The 26,373-nt window shown below is 46.5% G+C and carries 17 protein-coding genes; 13 read left to right on the forward strand and 4 right to left on the reverse strand.

Features of this window, described 5'->3' with window-relative positions:
* Nucleotides 1–2: 2 nt before the first annotated feature.
* On the reverse strand, nt 3–2,792 hold the full coding sequence (locus AC23N5_RS13275; protein ID WP_487755954.1) for a putative LPS assembly protein LptD: 2,790 nt from the start codon (nt 2,790–2,792) through the stop codon (nt 3–5).
* A gap of 170 nt (nt 2,793–2,962) precedes the next feature.
* Between AC23N5_RS13275 and AC23N5_RS13280 the strand changes: the two genes are divergently transcribed.
* The 10 genes from AC23N5_RS13280 (at nt 2,963) to dapA (ending at nt 15,700) form a co-directional block, all read left to right on the forward strand.
* Nucleotides 2,963–4,603 (forward strand): sulfatase family protein, encoded by a 1,641-nt coding sequence (locus tag AC23N5_RS13280; protein WP_487755955.1) that lies wholly within the window; start codon nt 2,963–2,965, stop codon nt 4,601–4,603.
* A gap of 30 nt (nt 4,604–4,633) precedes the next feature.
* Complete coding sequence (locus AC23N5_RS13285) at nt 4,634–5,776, forward strand: Gfo/Idh/MocA family protein (RefSeq protein ID WP_122934076.1); 1,143 nt, start codon at nt 4,634–4,636, stop codon at nt 5,774–5,776.
* Between the two features lie 211 nt (nt 5,777–5,987).
* Nucleotides 5,988–6,857 (forward strand): type 1 glutamine amidotransferase, encoded by an 870-nt coding sequence (locus AC23N5_RS13290; protein ID WP_487755956.1) that lies wholly within the window; start codon nt 5,988–5,990, stop codon nt 6,855–6,857.
* A gap of 74 nt (nt 6,858–6,931) precedes the next feature.
* A complete protein-coding gene (locus tag AC23N5_RS13295; protein ID WP_487755957.1) occupies nt 6,932–7,141 on the forward strand; it encodes a type II toxin-antitoxin system HicB family antitoxin in 210 nt (69 codons plus the stop codon).
* On the forward strand, nt 7,142–7,384 hold the full coding sequence (locus AC23N5_RS13300; protein ID WP_487755958.1) for a type II toxin-antitoxin system HicA family toxin: 243 nt from the start codon (nt 7,142–7,144) through the stop codon (nt 7,382–7,384).
* Between the two features lie 14 nt (nt 7,385–7,398).
* Nucleotides 7,399–8,598 carry a hypothetical protein gene (locus AC23N5_RS13305; RefSeq protein WP_487755959.1) on the forward strand — a complete coding sequence of 400 codons (1,200 nt, stop codon included), beginning with the start codon at nt 7,399–7,401 and terminating at the stop codon, nt 8,596–8,598.
* A gap of 353 nt (nt 8,599–8,951) precedes the next feature.
* On the forward strand, nt 8,952–12,029 hold the full coding sequence (locus AC23N5_RS13310; RefSeq protein WP_487755960.1) for a SusC/RagA family TonB-linked outer membrane protein: 3,078 nt from the start codon (nt 8,952–8,954) through the stop codon (nt 12,027–12,029).
* A 27-nt stretch (nt 12,030–12,056) separates the two neighbouring features.
* On the forward strand, nt 12,057–13,373 hold the full coding sequence (locus AC23N5_RS13315; RefSeq protein WP_487755961.1) for a RagB/SusD family nutrient uptake outer membrane protein: 1,317 nt from the start codon (nt 12,057–12,059) through the stop codon (nt 13,371–13,373).
* A 119-nt stretch (nt 13,374–13,492) separates the two neighbouring features.
* Complete coding sequence (locus AC23N5_RS13320) at nt 13,493–14,731, forward strand: aspartate aminotransferase family protein (protein WP_487755962.1); 1,239 nt, start codon at nt 13,493–13,495, stop codon at nt 14,729–14,731.
* 84 nt (nt 14,732–14,815) lie between these two features.
* Complete coding sequence (gene dapA / locus AC23N5_RS13325; protein WP_183970922.1) at nt 14,816–15,700, forward strand: 4-hydroxy-tetrahydrodipicolinate synthase; 885 nt, start codon at nt 14,816–14,818, stop codon at nt 15,698–15,700.
* Nucleotides 15,701–15,783: 83 nt separating this feature from the next.
* On the opposite strand, the gene AC23N5_RS13330 is transcribed toward dapA, so the two are convergent.
* Nucleotides 15,784–18,312 (reverse strand): M14 family metallopeptidase, encoded by a 2,529-nt coding sequence (locus tag AC23N5_RS13330; protein WP_487755963.1) that lies wholly within the window; start codon nt 18,310–18,312, stop codon nt 15,784–15,786.
* 167 nt (nt 18,313–18,479) lie between these two features.
* Between AC23N5_RS13330 and AC23N5_RS13335 the strand changes: the two genes are divergently transcribed.
* From AC23N5_RS13335 to AC23N5_RS13345, 3 genes are all read left to right on the forward strand, one after another.
* On the forward strand, nt 18,480–19,586 hold the full coding sequence (locus AC23N5_RS13335) for a Gfo/Idh/MocA family protein (RefSeq protein WP_487755964.1): 1,107 nt from the start codon (nt 18,480–18,482) through the stop codon (nt 19,584–19,586).
* A gap of 267 nt (nt 19,587–19,853) precedes the next feature.
* The gene (locus AC23N5_RS13340; RefSeq protein WP_487755965.1) at nt 19,854–21,353 is read left to right on the forward strand and encodes a choice-of-anchor I family protein; all 1,500 of its coding nucleotides are present in this window, start codon (nt 19,854–19,856) and stop codon (nt 21,351–21,353) included.
* 155 nt (nt 21,354–21,508) lie between these two features.
* The gene (locus tag AC23N5_RS13345; protein ID WP_183970926.1) at nt 21,509–22,390 is read left to right on the forward strand and encodes a serine hydrolase; all 882 of its coding nucleotides are present in this window, start codon (nt 21,509–21,511) and stop codon (nt 22,388–22,390) included.
* Nucleotides 22,391–22,756: 366 nt separating this feature from the next.
* Here AC23N5_RS13345 and AC23N5_RS13350 read toward each other — a convergent pair whose 3' ends face one another.
* Nucleotides 22,757–24,553 (reverse strand): acyl-CoA dehydrogenase, encoded by a 1,797-nt coding sequence (locus tag AC23N5_RS13350; RefSeq protein WP_487755966.1) that lies wholly within the window; start codon nt 24,551–24,553, stop codon nt 22,757–22,759.
* Between the two features lie 4 nt (nt 24,554–24,557).
* Nucleotides 24,558–26,270: an AMP-binding protein gene (locus tag AC23N5_RS13355; protein WP_487755967.1), complete on the reverse strand. Its 1,713-nt coding sequence runs from the start codon at nt 26,268–26,270 to the stop codon at nt 24,558–24,560.
* Between the last annotated feature and the right edge of the window lie 103 nt (nt 26,271–26,373).

Below are 26,373 nucleotides of genomic sequence, written 5' to 3' on the forward strand. Positions count from 1 at the left end.
ACCTAAAACCCGCCCTGATCGTAGAAGGTACGGCGGCGTGAAAGTTTCAAATCTCGCAAAAGGGCGGATTTGGCGCGGATTTCAAAGTTGTAGTTGTTGGCACGGAAGCCTGACCCCGCAAAAGGCGTCCAGTTGAACGACATTTCCCAGCAGTGCAAGTCGCGAATGATACCGATATTGGTAATAGAAGGTGCTTTGGCTACGACGTCAACGCCCGTCGAATACGTAAACTTCCACTTAGGAGTCAAGCTAAAGTCACCCTGCATGGTCAGGGCCTGAATGGTCGTTGCTTTGGCCAAGCCTTGTTTTGTGTATCCGAAGTTGTAACTAAAATTAACCGTCCACGGAATGTTAAAATCGACATAGGCCGCAGGATTGGCATTAATCATCCGTTGTTGTTCTTCGGTATTAGGTGTATTTGCTTTTTTAGGCTTATCGGCACCTTTGGGGGCAAACCGCGTCGAAAAGGCGATGTTTATATTTGATAATTTAGCCAACCCTTGGTTTGCCATCACCGAATACTTATTGATTTTACGTCCAACCGTACCGTAGGCCGCGTCTTGCACGTAGGCGTAGGGGTCAAAACTAGCCGAGAAGTTGAAATTCAGGTTTTTAAACAACTGGGCATTGGCCGCCATGCTGATGTCGGACATATTGAGCGAGTCGGCCATGAGGTTATACGAACCGTTCAAACTCAAGTTGTCCAAAATAGATTTTTTCTCAAACTGCTTGCCCGTAGAATCAGATTTAGGGCGGAGTTTGGCCTCAAATAAGTTGTTCAAACTCCACGAAATTGCGGCGGCGGAGGTACCTGAGGTCGTTAAGTTTCCACCTACGGTACGATAACGGTTCAAGTAACGCACTTCGCCGCGCTCATTCACCACCGTTTTTTCGTACAAATTCGACTGGTCGGGCACATAACTAATACTCGCCGAAGGAATCACGGTATGACGAATGGCCTCCAAGCGTTTGCCTTTGATAAAAAATGTTCCGTAGAGGCGGGTGTTGACGCTGGCGCTGAACGAAACGTTGTTGGCAAAATAGAACCCTTTGAGGGTATCCACTTGTACTTTGTTTCCGCTGATGTATTTGTATTGAAACTTTTGTGTAAAGGCATCACCCGACATCGAAATCCCTGGTGTGATGTTGATGTAGCGGAATAGTTTAATGTTTGGCAAAGAAATCGGGATTGAAAAACGCCCCGTAAACTGTGAGTTTTTGATAAACTGGCTGAATGTTTCGGCGTTCAACGCATACGTAGTGATGGGACTTGTACTACTTCCGACCACGTTAGAGGGAGGATTTGCCCATACAAATCCCAAGCGTGCACTCGACGTATCGGCGTACACAATGTTGTTGTTGGCCGTCAGCCCTCCGCTGAAATCCATTCCCAAACGAAAACTTTCATACCACGCACCTGTTCCACCTTTGAGGGCAAAAGGAGCAATTTGGTTGATACCGAAATTAAAATCAATGCCTGCGTCAATCGCCCCAGGGTCAATTTGTTTGCCTTCGGCATCTACTTTAGAGCGGTCGGGGAAACGCTGGTTGACGCGCACGCTAGTTCCCATTCGCGCAAATTGCCCAAACTGTTTGTTGTATTGTACCGACGACCCCGCCACGTTTTGGATGTAGCGCTGGGTGCTAAATTCGTTGAACTGGTTAAAACTATTGCTACCGATGTTGACCGAAGCACCAAAACTCGACGTCCCGCGTGTCACGGGCGTGTGCGTCCAGTTGAGACTAAAGTCATTACGTGGTTTGTTCAACACTTTGATTTCGTTTCCTTGCACGTTGCGGTTGAAGCGCAGGTTAAAGTTTCCGTTGAAACGGTATTTGACCGCATACGGCATCGCTAGTCCTATTCCCCAGCTTCCTCGGGAGTAAATCTGCCCCGTAATGCTCATGTTGATTTTATCACTAATCGCCCAGTAGTAGCCCCCGTCGCGGAGGTAGTAACCACGTCCATTGGGTTCTTCGCCGTAGGTAGGCATGATGAGTCCCGATGTACCGATTTCTTTTTTCTTAGGAATGGGGAAAAAACCAAAAGGTAAACCAAGGGGCAAAGGCACATCGGCAATTACTAAATTGAACGGCCCCGAAATGACCTGTTTTTCGGGAATGACTTTGATTTTCTTGGCCGCGATGTGGAAGTGCGGATGAGTCAGGTTACAGGTTGTATAAATCGACCCACGAATGTACATATTGTCCTCGGCGTCTTTCTTTACCGTTGTTCCACGGATATTGCCATCGCCTTGTTGGGTCACAATACCTTTAATAAATCCTTTTCTTGTCTTGAAATTATACCGCAGTTCTTTGGTGTCGTACTTTTCGCCGTTGTCCTCAAAAATAGGTTCTCCAACCCATTTTTTGGAGGTTGTGTCGTAGGTTCCTTTGGCAAAAACCTCGTTGGTTGTCCAGTTTAAGCGAATGTAATCCGCCTGTAGCACAATGGCTCCGTAGGTGACTTTGGCTTGCCCATAAAGATGCACTTCTTGGGCGGTTGGATCCATGATGGTCGAATCTTTGGCGCTATAGACCACCGTGCTTTTGAGGTCGCTTTCGGCTTGGAGGGTATCTTTTTTGGTGCTATCGGCATTGGCCATGGTGACTCCAACGCGAGGAAGTGAGGCCGAGCGCTTTTGGAGCGAATCGGGAGCTACAACGGGATTCGTTGGTTTACGAGGAAGTAACCTTTGGGCCATTAACCCAAAGTTGCCCATCAAGATTAGGGCCAAACATAGCAGCCAATGGGCGGCACTTGCGATACTCTTCTGTGTTCGTGGAGACAACTTTACAACTACTTTATTTGCAAAAGTACGGCATTCCGCGTTTTGAAGGGACGAAAGTTTGTTAAAAGTTATTAAAGCCCTTTTTTACCTCCCCTCAATTTGCTTCTCTCATCAGTAAAATCAGACGAGCCAAGTCTTAAAACGTCAGACTGTTAAACTTCGTATCTTTTATGAAACACGTCTTTGCGGGGGTGCTAGTCATCGCCTTTCTACTGTCAAGTTTCAAGCAAGCGAATTTCGATGCTCCGCCGCCAAAACATCCTAATATCCTGTGGATTACGTGCGAAGACATGAGTTATCAGTTGGGTAGTTTTGGTAATAAAATCGTCAAAACGCCCCAGCTTGATCAACTTGCCGCCGAAGGTACGCGCTACACCAACGCGTTTGCTACTGCGGGTGTGTGCGCTCCTAGCCGTTCCGCGATTATTACGGGGATGTATCAACAATCCATCGGTACCCAACACATGCGTACCTTGGCCGCTTCAGCGGTGGCTTCCGACGCCTATCCGCCTGGTTTTAAGGGTTATTCGGCGGTTATTCCTGAGTATGTCAAATGTTTTCCTGAATACTTACGGGCGGTGGGTTATTATTGTACCAACAATTCCAAAGAAGATTATCAGTTTGAAGCTCCTCCGACCGCTTGGGATGAGAGTAGCACGCGGGCACATTGGCGCAATCGCCCCGATAAAAATCAACCATTTTTTGCCGTTTTTAATTTCACTGTCACGCACGAGTCGCAGGTATGGGCGCGGTCGAAAGAGCCTTTGCTCGTCAAACCCGAAGAAGTCACCGTACCTCCCTATTACCCCGATACCCCCGAAGTTCGCCTTGATATTGCGCGGCATTTGTCGAACGCCATGGTGATGGACCAACAAGCAGGAAAAATTTTGGAACAACTTCGGGAAGATGGTCTTGCCGACAATACCATCGTATTTTTCTTTTCCGACCACGGCGACGGCCTTCCCTACGTCAAGCGCGAAGTGACGCAGCGCGGTTTGCGGGTTCCTTTTATTGTTAAAAATCCGTTTGTTCCCCAAAACCAACGAGGAAAAGTAGATAACCAACTGATTAGCTTCGTTGATTTGGCACCGACGTTGCTGTCGTTGGCGCACATTCCTATTCCCAAACATTTGCAAGGGCAGGCATTTTTGGGAGAACAAAAAGCCAAAAGCCCACGGAAGTTTGTATTTGCCGCCCGCGACCGCATGGACTCGGAATACGACCGCGTACGAAGTGTACACGATGGGCGTTATCAATACCTCCGCAACTACATGCCCGAAAAACCGTACTACCAGAATATTCGCTACCGATTGCAACAACCGTCGATGCAATCCATTTTAAAACTCAAAGAAGCAGGCCAGCTCAATGCTACGCAGCTACGGTGGTTTAGTCCCAGCAAGCCTAACGAAGAATTGTACGACTGCCAAAGCGACCCCCACCAATTTGTCAACCTTGCCGATGTGGCTCAGTATCAGCAAAAATTAAAAGAAATGCGGGGCATCTATGACCGTTGGCTTCAACAAGTAGGCGATAAAGCCGCCGAACCCGAAATGGAAATGGTCGGTCGATGGTGGGGTGGGAGCGACAGCCCTCCGCAAACGCAAATCCCGATTATCTCCGTCAATTCTTCTAAAATTGCATTAACTTGCGCCACCAAAGGAGCCTCAATTGGGTACAAAAAACACTGGAAAGATGCCAGCTGGCAGGTTTATAGCCACCCTTTAGAGCTATCCCAAGGCGATTCGCTGTACGTGATTGCACAGCGGATTGGTTATCGACGTAGTGGAATTGTCATTTATCCTCAATTATAAACCCACGTTCAAACCCAAATCACTATTACTATGTCAAAAACTCAAGTAGCCGTAGTAGGTCTTGGCTTTATCGGGCCAGCCCACATCGAAGCTCTACGGCGTTTGCCCGACGTTGAAGTAGCAGGTATCGCCGATTTCTCGGCCGAAATCGCCCAAGCCCGTGCCCAATCGCTCGGCACAGCCGCTTACGATTCGTTTGACGACCTTCTTCGCGACGATTCTATTGAGTGCGTTCACATTTGTACGCCAAACTTTCTCCACTATGAGCAAGCCAAAAAAGCGTTGTTGGCGGGTAAAAATGTGGTTTGCGAAAAACCACTTGCCACCACCACTGCTCAAGCAGAAGAATTGGTAGAGTTGGCCGATAAATTGGGCTTGGTTAATGCCGTTCACTTCAACCTTCGCTATTACCCGTTGATTCGTCAGATGAAAACGATGCGTGAAAAAGGCGAACTCGGCGATATTTATTCGGTACAAGGTAGCTATTTGCAAGACTGGCTTTTCTTACCAACCGACTACAACTGGCGTTTGGAACCTTCGCAATCGGGTGACTCACGTGCCGTTGCCGACATTGGTTCGCACTTATTCGACCTGATTGAGTACATCACGGGGCTTCACATCACCGAAGTAATGGCAGATTTCAATACGGTTCACAAAACGCGTATGAAACCTAAGAAGGCTATCGCAACCTATTCAGGCAAATTGCTCCAGGCTTCTGATTACGAAGAAGTACCTATCACTACGGAAGATTTTGCCTCGATTTTGTACCGTTTCGACAACGGCAACACGGGCGTAGCCACCGTAAGTCAGGTATCGGCAGGGCGTAAAAACCGCTGTACGCTCGAAATCAGCGGTGCAAACCAAACTTTCAACTGGTGCTCAGAAACTCCTAACGAAGTATGGATGGGGCGTCGTGAAGTAGCCAACCAAGTATTGTTGCGCGACCCTGCCCTTGCCCACGAAGAAGCACGTGCTTTGATGACGTTCCCAGGTGGCCACAACGAAGGTTTCCCTGATACGTCGAAGCAGTTGTTCAAAGAAGTATATGCGGCAATTCGCAACGGAAAACCAGCCAATCCAACGTATCCAACGTTTGCAGACGGCTTGCGTGAGCTTCGCCTTTGCGACAAAATCGTAGAAAGTAGCCGCGAGCGCCGTTGGGTAACTGTGTAGCCGCTGATTAATTTGAAAATTAGCTAATTCGACAAATTTCTCATTTTCAAATTACCACATTTTCAAACTGTTGAATTAATATTTCCGTAACTTTGCGGAGAAAATAGTATTTTTACATCGTACCGCCACTGACCTTTATTCCTCTCTTTCAGGAGTTTGAAGCCAGCGGCAGTACGATTTTTTTGTTAAGTAAATAGAGAGAGACATCACAATGGAGCCACTAAAGATTGCCATTTTGGACATGTACGATGGGTATGCCAACGAAGGAATGCGTTGTATCAAAGCCATCACGGAGCGTTTTGTAAATCAAGAAGGAATGGAGGCAACCTATGAGGTATTTGATGTGCGCCAAAAATGCGAAGTGCCTGATTTGAGTTTCGATATTTTTATTTCTTCGGGAGGGCCAGGCAATCCTCAACCAGTGGGCGAACCGTGGGAAAAACCTTTCTTTTTGCTCCTTGACCAGATTTGGCAATACAACCGCCAACCGCACCATCCCCGCAAAAAACACCTTTTTTTGATTTGTCACTCCTTCCAAATGGCGTGTTTGCACTGGGGCGTTGGATTGGTTTGTAAGCGCGGCTCGACTTCTTTTGGGATATTTCCGATGACCAAAACACACTTCGGCCAGAAAGAACCGTTTTTCAAAAACTTGCCTGATCCATTTTATGCCGTTGACTCGCGCGACTTTCAGGTGATTGAGCCTAATCATCATCATTTAGAACGGATTGGCGCAAAAATTTTGGGGATCGAAAAAGAACGTCCGCACGTGGCGCATTTGGAAAGAGCAGTGATGGCGGTACGCTTTTCTCGTGAAGTATTTGGGACGCAATTCCACCCCGAAGCCGACGCCGAAGGGATGCTTCGTCACTTCCAAAAAGACGAAAAACGCGAAGGAATCATCAAAAACCACGGGGAAGAAAAATACAACGACATGGTAACTCACCTCCAAGACCCCGACAAAATCATGCTTACCGAGGCGTCTATTATTCCTACTTTTCTCCAAAACGCCGCCGAACAACTCAGTGCGAATGTCGTAGTTAGCATGCAAAGTGAGATGAATGTCGAGGTCAGAATGTAGCGTGTCGAATGAAGTTTTATTTGGAGAAATTGATTTGTTGATTATTTTTGGTTGATTATCGAACTTCAAACAAGATGCAAGAGCTTATTTTTATCGTCGAAGAAGATGTTGAGGGTGGATATACAGCCCGCGCATTGGGTGAAGCTATATTTACTCAGGGAGATACTGTGGAGGAGCTTAAAGAGATGATTAAAGATGCCATCGACTGTCATTTCGATTCTCACGAGGCTAAACCCAAGCTTATTCGCCTTCACTTCGTAAAAGATGAAGTTTTTGCAATTTAAATGAAGACTCCCAGAGATATAACAGGTGAACAGCTAATAAAACAGTTGAGGAAACTAGGATATGAAGTCGTACGACAAACTGGGAGCCATGTTCGGATTAGAACACAACAAAACGGTATTCATCAAGAAACAATTCCTCATCATTCCCCCTTAAAAATAGGCACATTGAATGCAATCTTAAACTCAGTTGCGTTGCATTTTAAACTTTCGAAAGAAGAACTTTTGGCTATTTTGTTTGGATAAACCTTTTAGTTCCTATGATTACACAACTTCGACAAACGTACAACGCAGCTTTCAGCGAGGAAAAATACAACGAATTTGTTGCGGGCATTCACACCGATTGGCCCAATCAACTCGAATTTAGGGTAGCAGAAACGCCCGTTTTTGTGCCAAAAGCCTTAAAAAATAAGCTCATTGAAGCCTGTGAATCGTTTGTGGATGTGATTGTGGGAAGCGAGTTTAAAAACCAAACCGAACCCGCCATTCCTGCTGACCAAAACGTACCAAACGAAAATAATCATAGCTCATTTTTGGCCATTGATTTTGCCATTTGTAAAGACGCACAAGGTGAGCTTGTGCCTCAGCTAATAGAATTACAGGGCTTTCCGTCGGTTTTTGGGTTTCAAAGCTACGTCACCGAGAAGTTTCGCGATTATTTCCCGATTCCTGCCGACTTTAGCAATTATTTCAGCGGGGTGCGTACGCAAGCGGAGTACATTGCCAAGCTGAAAGAAGTAATTGTGGGCAACGAAAACCCCGAAAATGTCATTTTGCTGGAAATTTATCCAGAACAACAAAAAACCCGCATCGACTTTGCCGTAACGGAAGCATTTTTGGGGGTAAAAGCAGTTTGTTACACAAAAATCAAAAAGCGTGGACGGGAATTGTTCTACGAAAAAGACGGCCGCGAAATCCAAGTCAAACGTATATATAACCGCTTAATTTTTGATGACTTGGGTAATTTCCCTGACCTTCAAACGGAATTTAACCTTACGGATGATGTGGACGTGACTTGGGTAGGGCATCCCAACTGGTTTTTTCGCATCAGTAAATACACCCTTCCATTCCTCAAATCTCCCTACGTACCCGACACCCGCTTCTTGAGCGAATACGGTGGGCAATTTCCTGCCGATTTAGAAAATTATGTCCTCAAACCTCTGTTCTCATTTGCAGGAAGCGGCGTAAAAATCCACGTTTCTCTCGAAGACTTATCATCGGTTGCTGACCCTGAAAATTGGATTTTACAGCGAAAGGTGGCTTACGAGCCGATCATTCAAGCCTTGGATGGGCTGGTGAAATGTGAGATTCGGATGCTTTATGTATGGGAAGACAATGCCCCACGCCCACAGTTGCTCACAAGCTTGAGTCGTTTGAGTCGCGGTGAAATGATTGGCGTTCGCTTCAACAAAGACTTTACGTGGGTAGGTGGGAGCACCTGTTTTTACGAACCTGACTAAGTATATCTGCTAAGTACAACTAACTTTTGACACGGTAAAGCTTTGACTTTTCGGTAATTGTGCGTTATGTTTGTGTTACCAAATAGTCGTTTTCCACACAAAAGAGTATTGTATGCCAAAACTGGCCAAGAAAACTAAGCAGGACTATTTCCTGTCAGTGGATGATTTGTTAAGTATAAACTTCTCAGACAATCTCATCGTACTTTCGTGTCGTTTTTTTAGTCCATTTTGGTCTAACAACACCTCCTTTGTGTAATTTTTATCGTATCCAAAGTATTGCTTAAAGAATTCGATTGGAACAAGGTTCTAATTTGGTACTTTTTTTATTTATTAACTCTAACAAACTAAACTGTATGAGACACATTTTACGTGTAAGCCTATTAGTGGCTACGTGCTTGTCGGTTCTTCTGGCAAGAGCGCAAGACAAGATGGTGACAGGGAAAGTCACCTCGGCAGAAGATGGGGTAGGAATGCCTGGTGTCGCTGTTGCCGTTAAAGGCACAACCAAAGGGACTAACTCTGACGCTGAAGGAAACTATCGGTTGGCCGTTCCTGACAATGCAACGTTGGTTTTCAGTTTTGTGGGCTTTACCATTTCTGAGGAAAAAGTAAACGGCCGCTCAGAAATCAACATTCAGCTAAAACCTGAAACAAGAAGTTTGAGCGAAGTCGTTGTAACGGGATACGGCTCACAAATTAAGCGTGAGTTGACGGGAAACATCGCCAAAATTCGCCCTGCTGACATCCAAGACATGCCTGTTAATACCTTCGACCAAGCCATCCAAGGTAAGGCTGCTGGGGTACAAGTAACGGCAGGTTCGTCGAAGCTAGGGCAGGCGATTCAGGTACGGGTACGTGGTAACTCGTCGGTATCGGCTTCTAACCAGCCTTTGTACGTATTGGATGGAATTCCAGTAACGACCCAAAACTTGAGTAACAACGGTGGGGCAACCAACCCATTGGCGGATATTAACCCGCAAGACATTGAGTCGATTGAGGTATTGAAAGATGCCTCTGCGGCAGCCATTTATGGTTCGCGCGCGGCCAATGGCGTTGTGCTTATCACCACCAAACGTGGTAAGTCGGGACGGACAAACATCAACTTCGGGTATCAATTTGGTTCAAGCAAGCCAACCAAGCAAGTGAAGTTTTTGAATACGGAACAGTATTTGAAACTATACCGTCAAGCGGCTGCTAACTCGGATCGTATCGACGGTATTGACCCTAAAGACCCAGATTCGTACACGGCTTACATGGAAGATTTCTTCCAAACCCAAAGCTTAGGAACATTTGGTACTGCCAACCAAGCAAGTACTGACTGGGGTGGATTGGCGTACCAAAAAGCACCAATGAGCCAGTATGACTTAAATATCAGCGGAGGAAATGACAAAACTTCGTTCTTTGTGTCGGGACAATTGCTTGACCAAAAAGGGATTTTGATTGGCAACGCCCTCAACCGTATGTCGGGTCGTGTTAACCTCGACCAAAAAGTATCTGATCGTTTCCGCATGGGAATCAACATGAGCATGGCCCGTACGTTGAACAATCGTTTGTCGGGCGACCGCCAATTTGACAACCCGATTCAGATGGTGGCTTTGCCTCCAATGACGCCACAAAACGACCCAGAAACGGGTCTTCCAGTAGGAACGCCTCCAGGTGATATTTCGATTCCTGTGTATTATAACCCCCTTATCAACATTGGCAATGCCTACTACAATACAACGGTTAGCCGCAGTATTAGCAGCATATATGGCCAGTTGATGATTGCAAAAGGATTGAATTTCCGTTCTGAACTAGGGGTGGACGTACTGAACCAACAAGAAGAGTCGTACTACAACAGTAAAACACAACGTAATTTCGGTGCACCAAACGGTTTGGGCGAAAATGCCTTTACGCGGGTTGAAAACTACAACACCAACAACTACTTTACGTACAATAACAGTTTCGGAAAACATACCATCGACGGTACATTGGGGATGTCGTATCAGCAATCACAAGAGAAATTTGCCCTTACTCAAGGCCAAGATTTTCCTTCGGATGCGTATCGTATGATTGCGAGTGCGGCTCGTAAAACAGCGGGTACTTCTACCGAAACCAATTTCCGTTTCTTGTCGTATTTTGCCCGTGCTAACTACAAATTCAACGACCGTTACCTCTTAGGATTGAGCGCACGTATCGACGGTTCGTCACGTTTCGGACGCGACAGCCGCTACGGTTTCTTCCCTGCGGTTTCGGCAGGTTGGGTACTTTCGGAAGAAAGCTTCTTGCAAAACAATCCTGTTATCAGTTTCTTGAAAGTTCGGGCAAGTTACGGACGGACAGGTAACGCCGAAATCGGAAACTTCCCACAACTTGGACTATACACGGGAGATGCTGCTTACGCAGGTTTGCCAGGTCAACGCCCTTCGCAGTTGGCTAACCCCGATTTGAAATGGGAAACGTCAGACCAAGTTGACATTGGTATCGACTTTGGTATCCTCAATAACCGCATCAGTGGAGAAATTGACTACTACAACAAACAAACTTCAGGACTTTTGTTGAACGTAAACGTACCAGGTACGACTGGTTTTACGACCCAAGTGAAAAACGTAGGTCGCTTGGAAAACAAAGGAGTAGAGTTTGTATTAAATACTGATAACCTAGTAGGGGCATTCAAGTGGAAAACAAGCATCAACTTGGCCGCTAACCGCAACAAAATCACCGATTTGCAAGGGCAAATTATCGAAGCGGGTCTTAACAGCATGAGCCGCGCCGTAGAAGGACAACCACTCGGGACATTTTTTACCGCCGAATATGCGGGCGTAGATCCTGCCAACGGAGACGCCCTTTGGTATAAAAATGTGACAAATACCGATGGTACAATCGACCGTAGCACGACCAACAGCTATAACCAAGCACAACGCGTCGTAGTAGGCAATCCGCAGCCCAGACTCCTTGGTGGTTTGACAAACACGTTTAGCTACAAAGGATTTGACTTGAGTATCTTCTTCAATGGCGTGTTTGGAAACAAACTCAATTTCTACGGCGTAGGACGTTTCTCTTCAGCCAATGCTCGTTTTGAAGATAACCAAACGGCAGACCAGCTGGATTCTTGGACAAAAGAAAATCCAAACGCAAAATTCCCAGAAGCACGTTTGTTCTTCAACAACGGTGCGCAACCTTCAAGCCGTTTTATCCAAGATGGTTCGTTTGTTCGTTTGCGTAACGTGACACTTTCATACAGTTTGCCAAAATCATTGTTGAACAAAGCGAAAATCAACAGTGTGCGTTTGTTCTTGACGGGTCAGAACTTGTTGACCTTCACGAAATACACAGGTTGGGATCCAGAAGTAAATGCCGACGACATCGTAACCAACATTGCGCAAGGCTATGACTTCTATACGGCACCTCAAGCGAAAACCATCACGGGGGGTATCAACATTGGTTTCTAATTTTTCAACACTTTGATTTTTCACACAATGAATACATCCATTAAATCTTTTGTACTTGCAGGCTCAGTAATGCTTTTGAGCGCTGCCTGTGCCAACCGACTCGATGTACAGCCGACTCAAAGTATCGACGAATCGACGGCCTTGGCAACCGAACAAGACGTAAACGTAACCCTTGTAGGGGCTTACGATGGTATGAGTAGCATAAATGTATATGGTGGTGCTTTCCAATATACGGGCGACCTTCTTGGTGATGACCGAGAAGTAGTTTTCGGTGGAACGTTTACTACCTTAGACGAGCTTTGGCGTAAAACAATTACCCCTGGTAACTCCCAAACTACGCTCACTTGGAACAACTCGTACGCCGCGATTAACCGTGCCAACAACGTGTTGAGTGCCCTCGACAAAGTAAGCACTGCTAACCGAGGTCCCGTTGAAGCGCAAGCTCGTTTTATTCGGGCGGCGATTTACTTTGAACTCGTACGCTTGTATGCCAAAGCTTGGGGTGACGGCGATAATGCGGCCAATTTAGGCGTACCGTTGGTGTTGAACCCTACGCGTTCGGTCACTGACGAAGATTACAAAGCGCGTAACAGTGTCGCAGAAGTGTATGCCCAAATCATTGATGACCTGACAAAGGCGGAGCAATTGGCCAAATACCCGCCTGCCATTGCTCTTTTGGCACGGGTTTATTTGATGCAAGGAAACAATGCCTCTGCGCGTGATGCGGCCAACCGCGTTATTGCCTCAGGATTATTTGAACTTGAAACTGATTTTGCCAATGCCTTTGTTGACGACAATGCCGAGAGCATTTTCAGCATCGTAGTAACCGATCAGGATGGTGCCAACGACATGAATACGTACTATGCTTCTGCCTTGAACCAAGGTCGTGGAGATATTCGAGTTCAGACAAAACATTTGGCTCTTTACGAAGCAAACGATATTCGTGGTAAATTCTTCAATACAAGCAACGCAGGTTCACGTACATTTACCAGCAAATTCAACGACCGTTTTGGCGATGTACCCGTGCTTCGTTTAGCAGAAATGTACCTTATCCGTGCGGAAGCAAACTTCCGTTTAGGAACGACCGTAGGCGCAACGCCTTTGGCCGACATCAACATGATTCGTGTTCGGGCAGGTTTGGCGCCAGTTGCGTCACTTACTCTAGCCGCCATCCTGAAAGAACGTAAACTGGAATTAGCGTTTGAAGGTCAACAAATTCACGACATCAAGCGTACCAAAGGAACGGTAGGGACAACGGTTTTTAGCGCCAATAACTTGGTTCTTCCGATTCCGCAACGCGAGATTGATACGAACAAAAAATTAGTACAAAACCCAGGCTATTAATTACTTGGGAGTTTCTTTATCAACAATTTGAAGAGTAGTTCAGACACGTCGCATATTAATTTGTGCGACGTGTTTATTTTATTCGTAAATCGCTTTTTGATACCATTGTTTTGAATAGTATGACGAATCGTCACGAGCTTTTTTATAATTACCTCGCCCAAACGTCTGATTTTCCGCTCGCCCTCGACATCGACCGTGCGGAGGGCATTTATCTGTACGGTGCCAACGGCGAAAAATACGTCGATATGATTTCGGGGATTGGAGTTAGCAACGCAGGCCACCGACATCCCCACGTGCTGAAAGCCATTCACCAGCAGCTCGATAAATACATGCACTTAATGGTGTACGGGGAGTACATCGAAACGCCCCAAGTGAAGTTGGCAGAGGCGCTGGTCCAGACCTGTAAGGTTCCGCGCGAGACCTGTAAGGTTTCCAAAAACCTTACAGGTCTGGAGCCATTAGACAACGTCTATTTCACCAACTCAGGCGCGGAAGCAGTCGAAGGAGCCATGAAACTCGCCAAGCGCTTTACGGGGCGCAGCGAAATCATTTCATGTTTCAATGCGTATCATGGCAGCACCCAGGGTGCACTGAGTTTGGCAGGGGCTGAGTTTTTCAAACGCAATTTTCGACCATTGCTTCCCGATGTTCGTCACATTCGTTTTGGCGTATTGGAAGACCTTTCCCTAATCACGACCCGAACGGCGGCCATCATCATCGAAGTGATTTCGGGCGAAGCAGGTGTGCGGGTTCCCGACGTTGCGTACCACCAAGCCTTGCGCGCGCGTTGTACCGAAACGGGCGCGTTGTTGGTCTATGATGAAATTCAGACGGGATTTGGTCGAACGGGCACCTTCTGGGCGTTTGAGCAATTTGGGGTCGTACCTGATATTTTGTTGTGTGCCAAAGGCATGGGAGGCGGAATGCCCATTGGGGCGTTTATTTCGTCCAAAAGCATCATGGCAGTTTTTAAAAACAATCCCATTTTAGGCCATATCACTACCTTTGGTGGACATCCTGTAAGTTGTGCTTCTTCGTTGGCTACCCTAGAAGTGATTCAGTCAGAAGGGCTTGCTGAAAGCGCTGTCGCTAAAGGGCAGCTTATTCGCGGGTTGTTACAGCATCCTTCCATCAAAGAAATTCGGGGGAAAGGACTGATGTTGGCGGTCGAATTTGAGTCGTTTGAAGTACTAAAACCCATCATTGACCGCGCGATATTGCGGGCAAAACAGGGCACGGGAGTAATCACCGATTGGTTTTTGTTTTGCGATAACTCCATGCGGATTGCCCCGCCGCTTGTCATCACGGAGGCCCAAATTAGGGAAGCGTGTAATATCATTTTAGAAGCAATAGATTGACAAATTTTAATACCTTTGTGGCCTCAATCTACCAATCATCTACCAGTATATATTGACGGGCAAGTTGTCCGTACCACAAATCAAATGGATACCCGATTTTTAGGAGTGGGCGTAGCTTTAGTTACCCCCTTCGACACCAACCACGATATTGATTACACGGCGCTCAAAAAACTCATTGATTTTGTAAGCGAAGGCGGTGTAAACTACCTTGTTGTCCAAGGTACAACGGGCGAAACCTCCACTACTACTGCTCAGGAGAAGCTCGATTTGTTGAAGTTTGTTCAAGATAATAACTCCAAAAAGCTCCCAATAGTATATGGTTTAGGTGGCAACAACACCCGTGCTGTGTTGGAAACATTGAAACAAACCGACCTTTCGGGAGTAGATGTTATTTTGTCGGTATGTCCTTATTACAACAAGCCTTCACAGCGTGGTTTGATTGCCCACTTTACGGCCATTGCCGACGCGAGTCCTGTGCCTGTGTTGTTGTATAACGTACCAGGACGTACGGTGGTAAACATGAAAATAGAAACCATCGTAGAACTCGCCAAACATCCTAATATCATTGGTATCAAAGATGCGTGTGCCAATTTTGACCAATACATGGAGTTGGCTAAACTGTGCCCAAGCGACTTTTTGTTGATTTCGGGAGATGATAACCACGTTTCACCCATGATTAGTATTGGTTGGAAAGGCGTTATTTCGGTGATTGCCAACGCTTTCCCGAAAGAATTTACCGAAATGACGTGGCACGCCCTCGAAAATCGTCCCGACGAAGCCGCCGCAATTCAGTATCGTTTCTTGGACATGGACGGCCCATTGTATGCAGAATCAAATCCTGTAGGCATCAAAAAGTGCCTCGAAATCAAAGGGATATGCAGCAGCGAAGTGCGTTTGCCATTAGTCAAAGCTTCTGACGAACTTGGCGTACAACTTACAACCATTATGACCCGCGAAGGGTTGCTGTAGTAGATAACTATTTTCCCGATATACGAAAAGAGGCTGTCCCACAAGGACAGCCTCTTTTCGTATATTTTTTGGTGAAAACCACACTACGGCAACATAAACACCGCGTTGGAGAACAACAACTTACCGTTGTACCAAAAACCACGGAAAAGTGGGTTGTTGGCGATGTAAACTATTTTACCACGACCTACTTCTTCTACACCAAGGAAAAGAGAGTTAGGGAGTTTTTCCTTCACATTCTTACCCGTAAAACCAGCTACGTAGCCCTCTTTTTCGCTTTTTAAGTAGCCAACGTTCCAGCCGTTTTTCAAGAATTCGTAGTTATAAACGTTGTTGACAAGGGCAAAATAGTGGTCAGGGAATCCAAAGGCCAATGGGTGCGAATTGTCCAATTTGATTTTATAGATACTTCCTGGCGATTCGTCTGACACCGACTCACGCTCGCGGTTGGCAAACGCTTTCAGGTTATCGTCATCGTTCTTTTTGTCTGACTTTTTGCTGTCGTCTTTTTTGTTTTTCAAGCCAAAGCCTTCTTTGTCTGCCAAAAGCCCAGTAGCATTTTCCAACAAAATCAAACGACCACCGCTGCGGAGCCATTCGCGCAAGGCAGGGAATTGACTTTCACGAATAAGTGAACCAAAGCCCGATGGGACAATCAATACGTCCAATTTTGCAAACGGAATCCCTGCGCCAAAACGGCTGTTTGGGTCGATGAGCGTCAGCGGGTAGCTGAGTTCTTGATCGAAGAAATGCCAAATTTCGCCTACGTTGGTCGCCGTGGTACCCTCACCTGCTAGAAGCCCAACCCGTGGCGTTGTTTTGAGGTTATAGACATAGTCAGAGCCAAAGTCAGAGCCTTTAGAAGCCGCCCCGCTTTCAGTGGCGCTGAGTGCTACCCCAAACTTAGTGGCTTCGGTTTGTACAATCTTGTCGAACGAATCACCTAGCCCTTCGTTTCCTGCCCGGGTGATAATGAGCGTACCTGCGGCATAGGTTTTGCCGCCCATGTCAAACGTTTTTTCTGCTGCCCGAACCCGTACTTTTTGTTTTGCAATGGCGGCCAAAAATTTGGCATCTTCCGCCGATTTCCACGATACAATGTAAGCGTAAGGCTTTCCGTTAATCGCAGGTTGTGGGCTGCTGGCAGGTGCTTGTGGGTTAGGGGTGAGTCGCTCTTTTACGCCGTATGTTTTGGCACCGTACGCCAACGGCACGCACCAAGACGTAATATCGTAAGTGACCGAATCTTCAAGCATGGGTTTGATTTCAAACAAAATCTTCAACAGGTTCGACTTGGGTTGGTAAGCACTGATGACCAAGTCGCCCGCTTCAGTTTTAAAAGACTCGTCTTTCTGAGTCAAATAGTTGTAGCCAGTCAATGCACGGCTGTCGTTGGCGTATCCGTAGCGGATTTGGTTTTTATCCAACAACGTTTTCAACGCTTTTACGCGGCCTTCATCGCCTGCTGTTTTTACAACGTACGATTTATAAAGGCCAATGGGGCTATTTTGGTTGCGGTCGTAGAATTTCACAAACTCTTCTACTACTTTTCCCGAACGGTCAGCGATGGCTTCCATGGTGGCAATACTCGCCGCCGATACGTGCGCCACGCGGTGGGTCAAGCGAAGGGTATCTCCTTCATCGGGGCGCTCGTAGGCCAATCCAGCGATGCCGCCGCCACCTTGCTCGTAAGTCATGGCAATCGCACCGTTGTAAGTAGGCCAAGTATCACCATAACTTGGGTAAAACAAATCAAAACGCTCGCGGGTATAATAGAGCCAGCTGTTGCGGTCAAAGTAACGTTTGTTGTATGTACCAATCACTTCCTGCATTTCGCGTTGCCACGGCGTGATGTCCTCGTGGTAAGGCTTGGCTGATGGGGCAAAATAGTACGGGCTGTTGGGACCCATTTCGTGGAAGTCGCCGTGTACTTGCGGCATCCATTGTTGAAACGTCGCCACGAGTTGTTGCATAATCTCTTGGGTCTGCCACGCCCAGTCGCGGTTGGGGTCAAACAAGTAGTGGTTCCAACGTCCTCCTGGCCAAGGCTCGCCGTGTTCCCAAGCGGATGTGTTGGCATTGGCGGTCACACCTACTTTTTGGTTGTACCAGTTGACGTAGCGGTCGTGGCCGTCGGGGTTAAGGCAAGGGGCCAAGATAACCACGGTGTTTTTTAGAATCTTGTCGGCTACCGCTCCACCTGCCAACAATTCGTGCAATACTTTGGGAAATGCGGCCGAATTGGTTACTTCGTTTCCGTGCACGTTGTAACTCATCCACACAATCGCAGGCCGCGTTTTGCTGGTTGGTTGCCCAGCCATCAAACCGATGCTCTTGAGGTTGTCGGTACGGATTTGGTCTAGGTTTTTAATGTTTTCTTCCGAACTCACGACGACCATCATCAGTGGACGTTTTTCAAATGTTTGTCCGTACGACATCAATTTTACTTTGGCAGGCACTTGCTGCGATACGTGCACAGCATACTGATAAAGACGGTGGGTAGGTACCATTTGCTCCCCTGGCGCAAAGCCAAAGAACTGCGTAGGAGATTGAAGTTGGGCCAGAGCCTGTAAGCTCAGAAGTAAGCCCGTCAAAAACAATAGTGGTTTTCTCATGGAGGTTTTAGTTGAGATGAGTTGTAACAAATGATTAGTTTGGGACAACAATTAAAAATGAATGGCCAAAAATACGCAAACTTTAAAGATACCGTAAAATTATTGGACGAGCCCGAAAGAAAAAGCGATGTAGCTGCTTTTAATAGAAAACTAATCCAGCTCTTTTTATGAACTCTCGTCGCGATTTCCTTCGCCAAGTGGGCGGTTCGGCCCTTACGTTATCATTGGCTACTACTACTTTTCCCGAACAAGCACACGCTTTACCCGCCGACGGCAAGCAACTTGGCGTGGCTTTGGTAGGATTGGGGAGCTACGCCGACCGCGTAGCTACGGCTATGAAAGATTGTAAGTTGGCAAAACTCATAGGGGGTGTCACAGGAACCCCTACTAAAATTGATACCTGGAGCACCAAGTTTGGACTGGACAAGGCCAATTTTTACAGCTACCAAAATTTTGAACAAATCAAAGATAACCCTGCCATCGACGCGGTGTATATAACGCTTCCTAACTCTATGCACCACGAATACGTGATTCGGGCGGCCAAAATGGGGAAGCACGTGATTTGTGAAAAACCAATGTCGGTAACGGTCAAAGAAGCTGAAGAGATGATTGCCGCCTGCAAAAAAGCAAATGTGAAGCTCTATATTGGGTATCGTTTACACTTTGAACCCTATACCCGTGAACTGATTCGCTTGCGTAAATCGGGCGAATTAGGAAAGATTTTGCACGTAAATACCTACGACGGTTTCAAAATTGGTGACCCCAAACAGTGGCGCCTCAAGAAAGCCTTAGCGGGTGGTGGGGCCATGATGGACGTGGGCATTTACTGCATCAATGGGGCGCGTTACGCCACGGGAGAAGAACCGATTTGGGTATCGGCGGAAGAAACCAAAACCGACCCTGTTAAATTCAAGGAGGTTGACGAAACCATCACTTGGCAAATGGGCTTCCCAAGTGGGGCGATTGCGTCGTGCGTGACTACCTATAATTTCAACAACTTAGAACGATTGTATGTCATCGGGGAAAAAGGCTTTGTCGAGCTTAGTCCCGCGTTTGGCTATGGCCCTATCAAAGGCCGTACTCACCAAGGCGCAATGAGTTGGGACACCACCAAAATGCACCAAACGTGGCAAATGGACGGTTTGGCCGATTGTATCCTCAATGGTAAACCCGACCCAAATATGACGGGCGAAGAAGGACTGAAAGACATGAAAGTGATTGAGGCGGTTTATAAGTCTATTGCAGCTGGGGGTAAAAAGGTGTCGGTGGTTTAACCTGATTTCGGTCAGACGATAGTCAGACCGCTAGGGCAGTTGCAAGTAAAAAATGCTAAGTGCGGTCTGACTGTCGTCTGACCTTGGTCTATAAACAAATGACCGCTAGTCTGACTGTCGTCTGACCAATGTTTGGCGACAGTCAGAATTAACGAATTGTAAAACCATATTCATTAAACGTACCTAAAACTTCATTTGAGCTTAACTTTTGCGTGAAATAGGGGTAATACCACGAAGCTATTTTTGCAGCTTAATCCATTTCGTTATATGCAAAAGATACTTTTACCCCTCACGCTATTGTTGTTTGTATATGCTTGTGCCGATCACCGTCTCGACCCTGCATTCAATGAAAACCCCGCTACTTTTGCCGAAATTGCAAGCATTGATATCGGTGACACAGGCGCTGCCGAGATTAGCGCGTATGATCCCACTACTGGGCGCTTGTTTGTGGTCAATAACAGTACCGTTAACAAAATTGACATCCTAGAAGTAGGAGCGAATGGCCAGCTCAAGGTCATCGGAAATATCAGCATGGCTCCGTACGGCGGAGCTGTCAATAGCCTTAGCATTTATAATGGTAAATTAGCGGCCGCTATTGAGTCATCTACCAAAACGGATCCAGGCAAGGTTGTGGTATTCAACACCATTGACCAAAAAGAAGTAAAAGTTATCCCAGTAGGTGCTTTGCCTGACATGGTAACGTTTTCGCCCGATGGTCGTTTTATTCTTTCTGCCAACGAAGGCGAACCCAACGACGCCTACACCATCGACCCCGTCGGAAGCATTTCTATCATTTCGGTGGATGACAATTATTCGGTAAAAACCCTCGATTTCTCAGGTTTTGCTCCTCAGCAAGCAGCCCTTAGAGCCCAAGGGTTGCGTATTTTTGGACTCAACGCCAGTTTTGCCCAAGACATTGAACCCGAATACATTACTGTCTCGGATGATTCAAAAACAGCTTGGGTGACGTTGCAAGAAAACAACGCCATTGCCAAAATTGACCTAACGTCAAAAACGATTACCACCATTTTCCCTTTAGGCTTCAAAAATTATAACCTTGACGAAAACGCCATCGACGTGAGCGATCAAGACAATGCCATTGCCTTGAAAAAATGGCCAGTTTTTGGTATGTATCAGCCCGACGCCATTGCCGTTCTAGAGTCAGGTGGTGTGCCTTATCTTTTCACGGCCAATGAAGGTGACGCCCGCGAATACACTGGTTTTTCTGAAATCCGTCGTGTCAATCACAGTTCAATAATACTCGACCCGACGGCTTTCCCTAGTGCTGCTACTCTTAAAACTAATGCTCAGATGGGACGCCTTAATATCACAACTACCCTTGGCAATACCGACGGCGACAATGATTATGATGCGCTTTATTCGTTGGGAGCACGTTCGTTTAGTGTATGGAACGGAAATACGGGTGCTCAGGTATTTGATAGCAAAAATGAGCTTGAAGTACGCAGCATTGCTGCGGGAGTTTATGACGATGCCCGTAGCGACGACAAAGGCGTTGAGCCTGAAGGTATTGCCATTGGCCAAGTAGGGGCTCGTAAAGTAGCTTTTGTAGGCATGGAACGCGCCGACGCAGTGGCTGTTTATGACGTGACCAATCCCACTGCTCCCGTCTTTTTACAACTTCTCAAGACGGGTGATGCACCAGAAGGTGTTTTGTTTGTTCCCGCAAACCAAAGCCCGCTCAAGAAAAGCTTATTGATTGTCAGTAGTGAAAACGACGGCGTTATCAAAATTTACCGTCCTCAATAAGGAGAAAATTGTGGTTGTGAGCAACCACAATCACAAAACGGTAACGATACCTAATCAATCTGTCAACGGCGTTGCCTAATTTAGGCAGCGCTGTTGTGGTTTTTGGTGCTAAATTCCGAAAAAATTGGTAAGTTTCGTGTTTAAACATCATCAACATGAAACTTCTCTACCTAACTCTTCTTTCTTGTTTATCCCTCTGCGTTTTTGCCCAGAAACCTCCTATCTCTAGCCTTAAAGAGACGATTACAGCACGCCTCAAAACCGTAGAAGGGGAGTTCGCAGTTGCTTTTAAAGACCTTCAAACGCAAGAGACCCTTTTTATTAATGATCACGAAAACTTCCACGCAGCGAGTACCATGAAAACGCCCGTGATGATTGAGGTTTTCAAGCAAGCCAAAGCGAAAAAATTCAAACTTACGGATTCGATTTTGGTCAAAAATGAATTCAAGAGCATAGTCGATGGCAGCCCGTTTAAGCTTGACATTAGCGACGACAGCGCCGATGATATGTATCGCCAAATTGGCAAAAAAATGACGATTTATGACCTCACCTATCAAATGATTATTGTGAGTAGTAACCTTGCCACGAATATTTTGATAGACCTCGTGGATGCCAAAAATGCCAATACAACCATGCGTCAACTTGGGGCGCAAGATATTCAGGTTTTGCGAGGAGTGGAAGATACCAAAGCGTTTCAGAAAGGACTGAACAACTCCGTCACGGCTTATGATTTGATGCTTATTTTTGAAAAAATTGCGTTGAAAAAAGTGGTCAACAGAAAAGCCTGTGATGCCATGATTCGTATTTTGTTTGATCAAAAATTCAACGAAATTATTCCTGCCCAACTTCCCACCAACGTCAAGGTGGCTCACAAAACAGGTTCCATTACGGGAGTTCAGCACGACTCGGGCATCGTATTTCTTCCCGATGGACGAAAATATGTGCTGGTTTTATTGTCAAAGAAATTGACCAAACCCAAAGAAGGAGTAAAAGCACTCGCGGATATTTCAAGGCTAATTTATGAAGCCGTAAAATAAGTTTGGGCTATCTTTGGAAGGTTTAGGGAAGCTAATCGTAAGTTTAGTAAAAAAATTTGTGTCAAAAAGGCGGTAGAACATAGCCTTTTTTAGCCTTTTCGTGGGCTTTTTGGTGATTTTTGTCTTTTTTTCAATGAAATGTATTTCTTTCTACCAGAATAAGTCACTAACTTTGTAGAGTTGTTTAAACGACTGCCACCAAAATAGGCTGTGTTTAAGTAAACTAGAAGCTACTACATTTACTAATGATGTTACTTCTTATTATAAGAAGAGTCAAAATAAAGAGTTTTTCATAACGTTGAGTAAAGTCAAAAAGCCGCGCGGATCTTCTGCACGGCTTTTTTGTTTTTATACTATTCAACAGAATTAGAACCACTCGGGCTGCATCTCCACCGTTGCTCGATTCTGACTAAGAAGACGCTTGGCCAGCGCCGTTGTTTTTACCAATTCATATTCAAAGAAATAATGAGCGGTCGCTATTTTCCCTTGGTAAAAATGGCGTTCTGAATCGGCGTTGGCATCCGCCAGTTTTTTGTTTGCTTCGGTTGCTTGTTTGAGCCACTGCCAAGCGATGGTCGTAATTCCAAACATTTCTAAATACAGCGTAGCATCGGCCAAAAACGCCTCCACATTTTGCGGAGCTATCGCCAACAAATGCCCCGTTACTTGTTGTACCTTGAGCAATGCCTTTTCCAACTGCTCGGCCCAAATAGGTAGCTTTGGTTCGTTGGCAGCTGCTTTGGCCTGCGCGATGGCTAGGCTCATTTCTTCGGCCAGCAATTGTACCGCTTTTCCACCTTTGAGGGTAATTTTTCGGCCTAACAAATCGAGCCCATGAATCCCCGTTGTGCCTTCGTGAATGGGATGAATACGGGCTTCGCGGTAATATTGTTCGAGCGGGAAATCGGTCGTATAGCCTGCACCTCCCAAAATCTGCACGGCGGCACTGGTAGTTTGGCAGCACATTTCGGACGGATACGATTTGGCAATGGGCGTAAGCAAATCCAGTAAAAGTTCGGCTCTCTCTTTATCGGTGCCTTGGGCTACGTGGGCAATATCGGCCCAAAGTCCACACTGCAACAACAACGATAGCGAACCTTCGACCACCGACTTTTGAAATAATAACATTCGTTTGACATCGGCGTGGTGGATAATCAGCGTCTGAGGCTGGGCTGGGTCTTTGGCCGCGATGGGCCTGCCTTGTGGACGTTCTTTGGCATAGGCCAACGAAGCATAGTAGGCTGCCGTACCGATGGCCGCCGCGTTGGTGCCCACTCCAACCCGAGCTTCGTTCATCATTTGGAACATATAACTCAAGCCTCTGTGTTCTTCGCCCACCAAATAGCCCACACAATCAGTATCTGAGCCAAACATCAAGTGCGCGATGGGTGCTCCTTTGTAGCCCATTTTATGATAGACCCCTGCTGTGGTGACGCCGTTTGGCAGCAACCCTTCAGGGGTAACGCGTTGCTGAGGTACTACAAACAACGAGATTCCTTTCGTACCGATGGGGCCGCCTTTGATTTTGGCCAATAACAAGTGAACTACGTTTTCGCAGGCGTCGTGGTCGCCGCAAGAGATAAAGATTTTTTGCCCTTGTATTTTGTAAACACCTGCGGCTTGGGTGGGTTTGGCACTGGTAGAAATGTCTGATAATGAGCTTCCTGCGTTGGGTTCGGTCAGGGCCATGGTGCCTTGCCAACGGCCGTTGTACATGTTGGGCGTGTAGGTATCAATGAGTTCTTGTGAACCAAAACTTCTAATCAAATTGGCCGCTCCTGTGGTCAAAAATGGATACACGCTGGCCGAATAATTGGCGGCTTGAAAAATAAACGCTGCCGCATTGTGAACCGTCGCGGGGAGTTGTTGCCCGCCTTCTTCGTAGCGAAAAGTGGCATTTATCCAGCCATCTTCCCCAAAACGCCGCGTGATGGCTTTCATCCCTTCGTGGACGCGGATTTTGCCATCGACAAGTTGGGGCTCATTTCGATCCATTTCGGTGAGTAAAGGACGCAGCATTTTGTCGGCTATTTGTTCGGCGGCGTCCAGCACCATATCAAACGATTCCCGATTGTGGTCTTGGAAGTACGGGTATTGTACCAACTGCTCTACGTCAAGCAGTTGGTACAGATTAAATTGAAGGTCGCGTTTTGAGAAAAACATACAATTATTTTTTTACCTCATCCCGCAAAGCTTTCCGTAGAATTTTGCCTACGTTGGTCTTGGGCAATTCGGTACGGAATTCGATGTGCTTAGGGCATTTGTAGGCCGTCAAGTTTTCGCGGCAATAGGCCATAATTTGCTCTTTTGTAAGGCTTTCGTCTTTTTTTACCACAAAAATCTTCACTGCTTCGGTTGTTTTTTCGTCGGGTACACCAATACAAGCAACCTCCAAAACACCCTGACATTGGGCTACGACATCTTCTATTTCGTTGGGATACACGTTGAAACCTGACACAAGTACCATGTCTTTCTTACGGTCAACGATTTTGAAAAAGCCATCAGCATCCATCACTCCAACATCCCCCGTTTTGAACCACTGACGGCCATCGGCAGGGTCGGTAAACATCACTTTGGCCGTTTCGTCGGGGCGGTTGTAGTACCCTGGCATTACCTGTGGCCCTAATGCGCAGATTTCACCCGCTTCGCCTATGTCGGCCCAGGTGCTATCGTCGCGCATGATGCGCATTTCAGTACTAGGGAAGGGGATTCCGATGGTGCCAACGCGGTTGTCGGTGGTTTTCAATGGGTTGGCACAAAGCACGGGCGACGTCTCAGACAAGCCGTAGCCCTCGGTGGGCAAATTGCCTGTGAGTTTGTACCAGCGTTCGGCCACCACTTTTTGTAGTGCCATTCCTCCCGCCGAGGTTATTTTGAGGCCGCTAAAATCCACTTCGCCAATTTTAGGGTTGTTCATCAAGCCATTGTACAGCGTATTTACCCCCGTAAAGGTGGTCACTTTGTATTTTTTGAGGTCTTTGATAAACGCCTCCATATCGCGTGGATTGGTAATCAACAGGTTCATTCCGCCGTTTTTAAGGGCAGAAAGGGCGTTGCACGTAAGCGCGTACACGTGGTACAGCGGCAAGGCGGCCACAATCACGTTGGTTTGTCCTTCGGGAATCGTATTGAGCATCGGGCTCAAATAAACGCAGTTGGCTTCTACGTTAGAAATAATGTTGCGGTGAGTGAGCATGGCGCCTTTCGACACCCCCGTTGTCCCACCCGTATATTGAATAAAGGCCAAGTCTGAATTCCTCAAATCAGGTTTTTGGTATTCGGCGGCGGCGCCTTTGCTCAACGCATCCGTAAACGACTTTGCGGTAGGAAGGTCATAGCTAGGAACCATCTTTTTGACATTCTTTACCACAAAATTGACAAGTTGTTTTTTACCAAAACCCAACAAATCGCCAATCTCGGTGACCAGTACGTGCTCGATATTGGTATGGGGAAGCACTTTTTCTAAGTTAGAGGCAAAGTTGGCCAAAATCACAATGGCTTTTGCTCCCGAATCTTTGAACTGGTGCTCCATTTCGCGGGGCGTATAAAGCGGATTGGTGTTGACCACCGTGAGCCCTGCCCGCAATGCGCCAAACATCGCAATGGGGTATTGCAGTACGTTGGGCATTTGAATCGCAAGGCGGTCGCCTTTTTGGAGGCCAATGCTTTGCAGGTAGGCCGCAAAATTGCGCGACTGTTTATCTAACTCAGCATACGTAATTTCTTTCCCCATGCAAGCGTAAGCTTTACGCGAAGCATATTTGGTAAAGCCTTCGTCAATCATTTCTAACAACGACGAATAGACATCTGGATTAATTTCAAAGGGCATTCCCGCTGGGTAAAATTTTAGCCACGGAAAGGTATCTCTAGTTACAGCCATTCAGATTTTAGGTTGATGTTTAGAAAAAATTGTACACTACAAAGATATAAACGAAGTTAGAGGGAAGAAGTTTTACCCCTGACTTTTCATGACAAAAAATGAT

The organism is Runella sp. R5_40 (assembly GCF_057652295.1).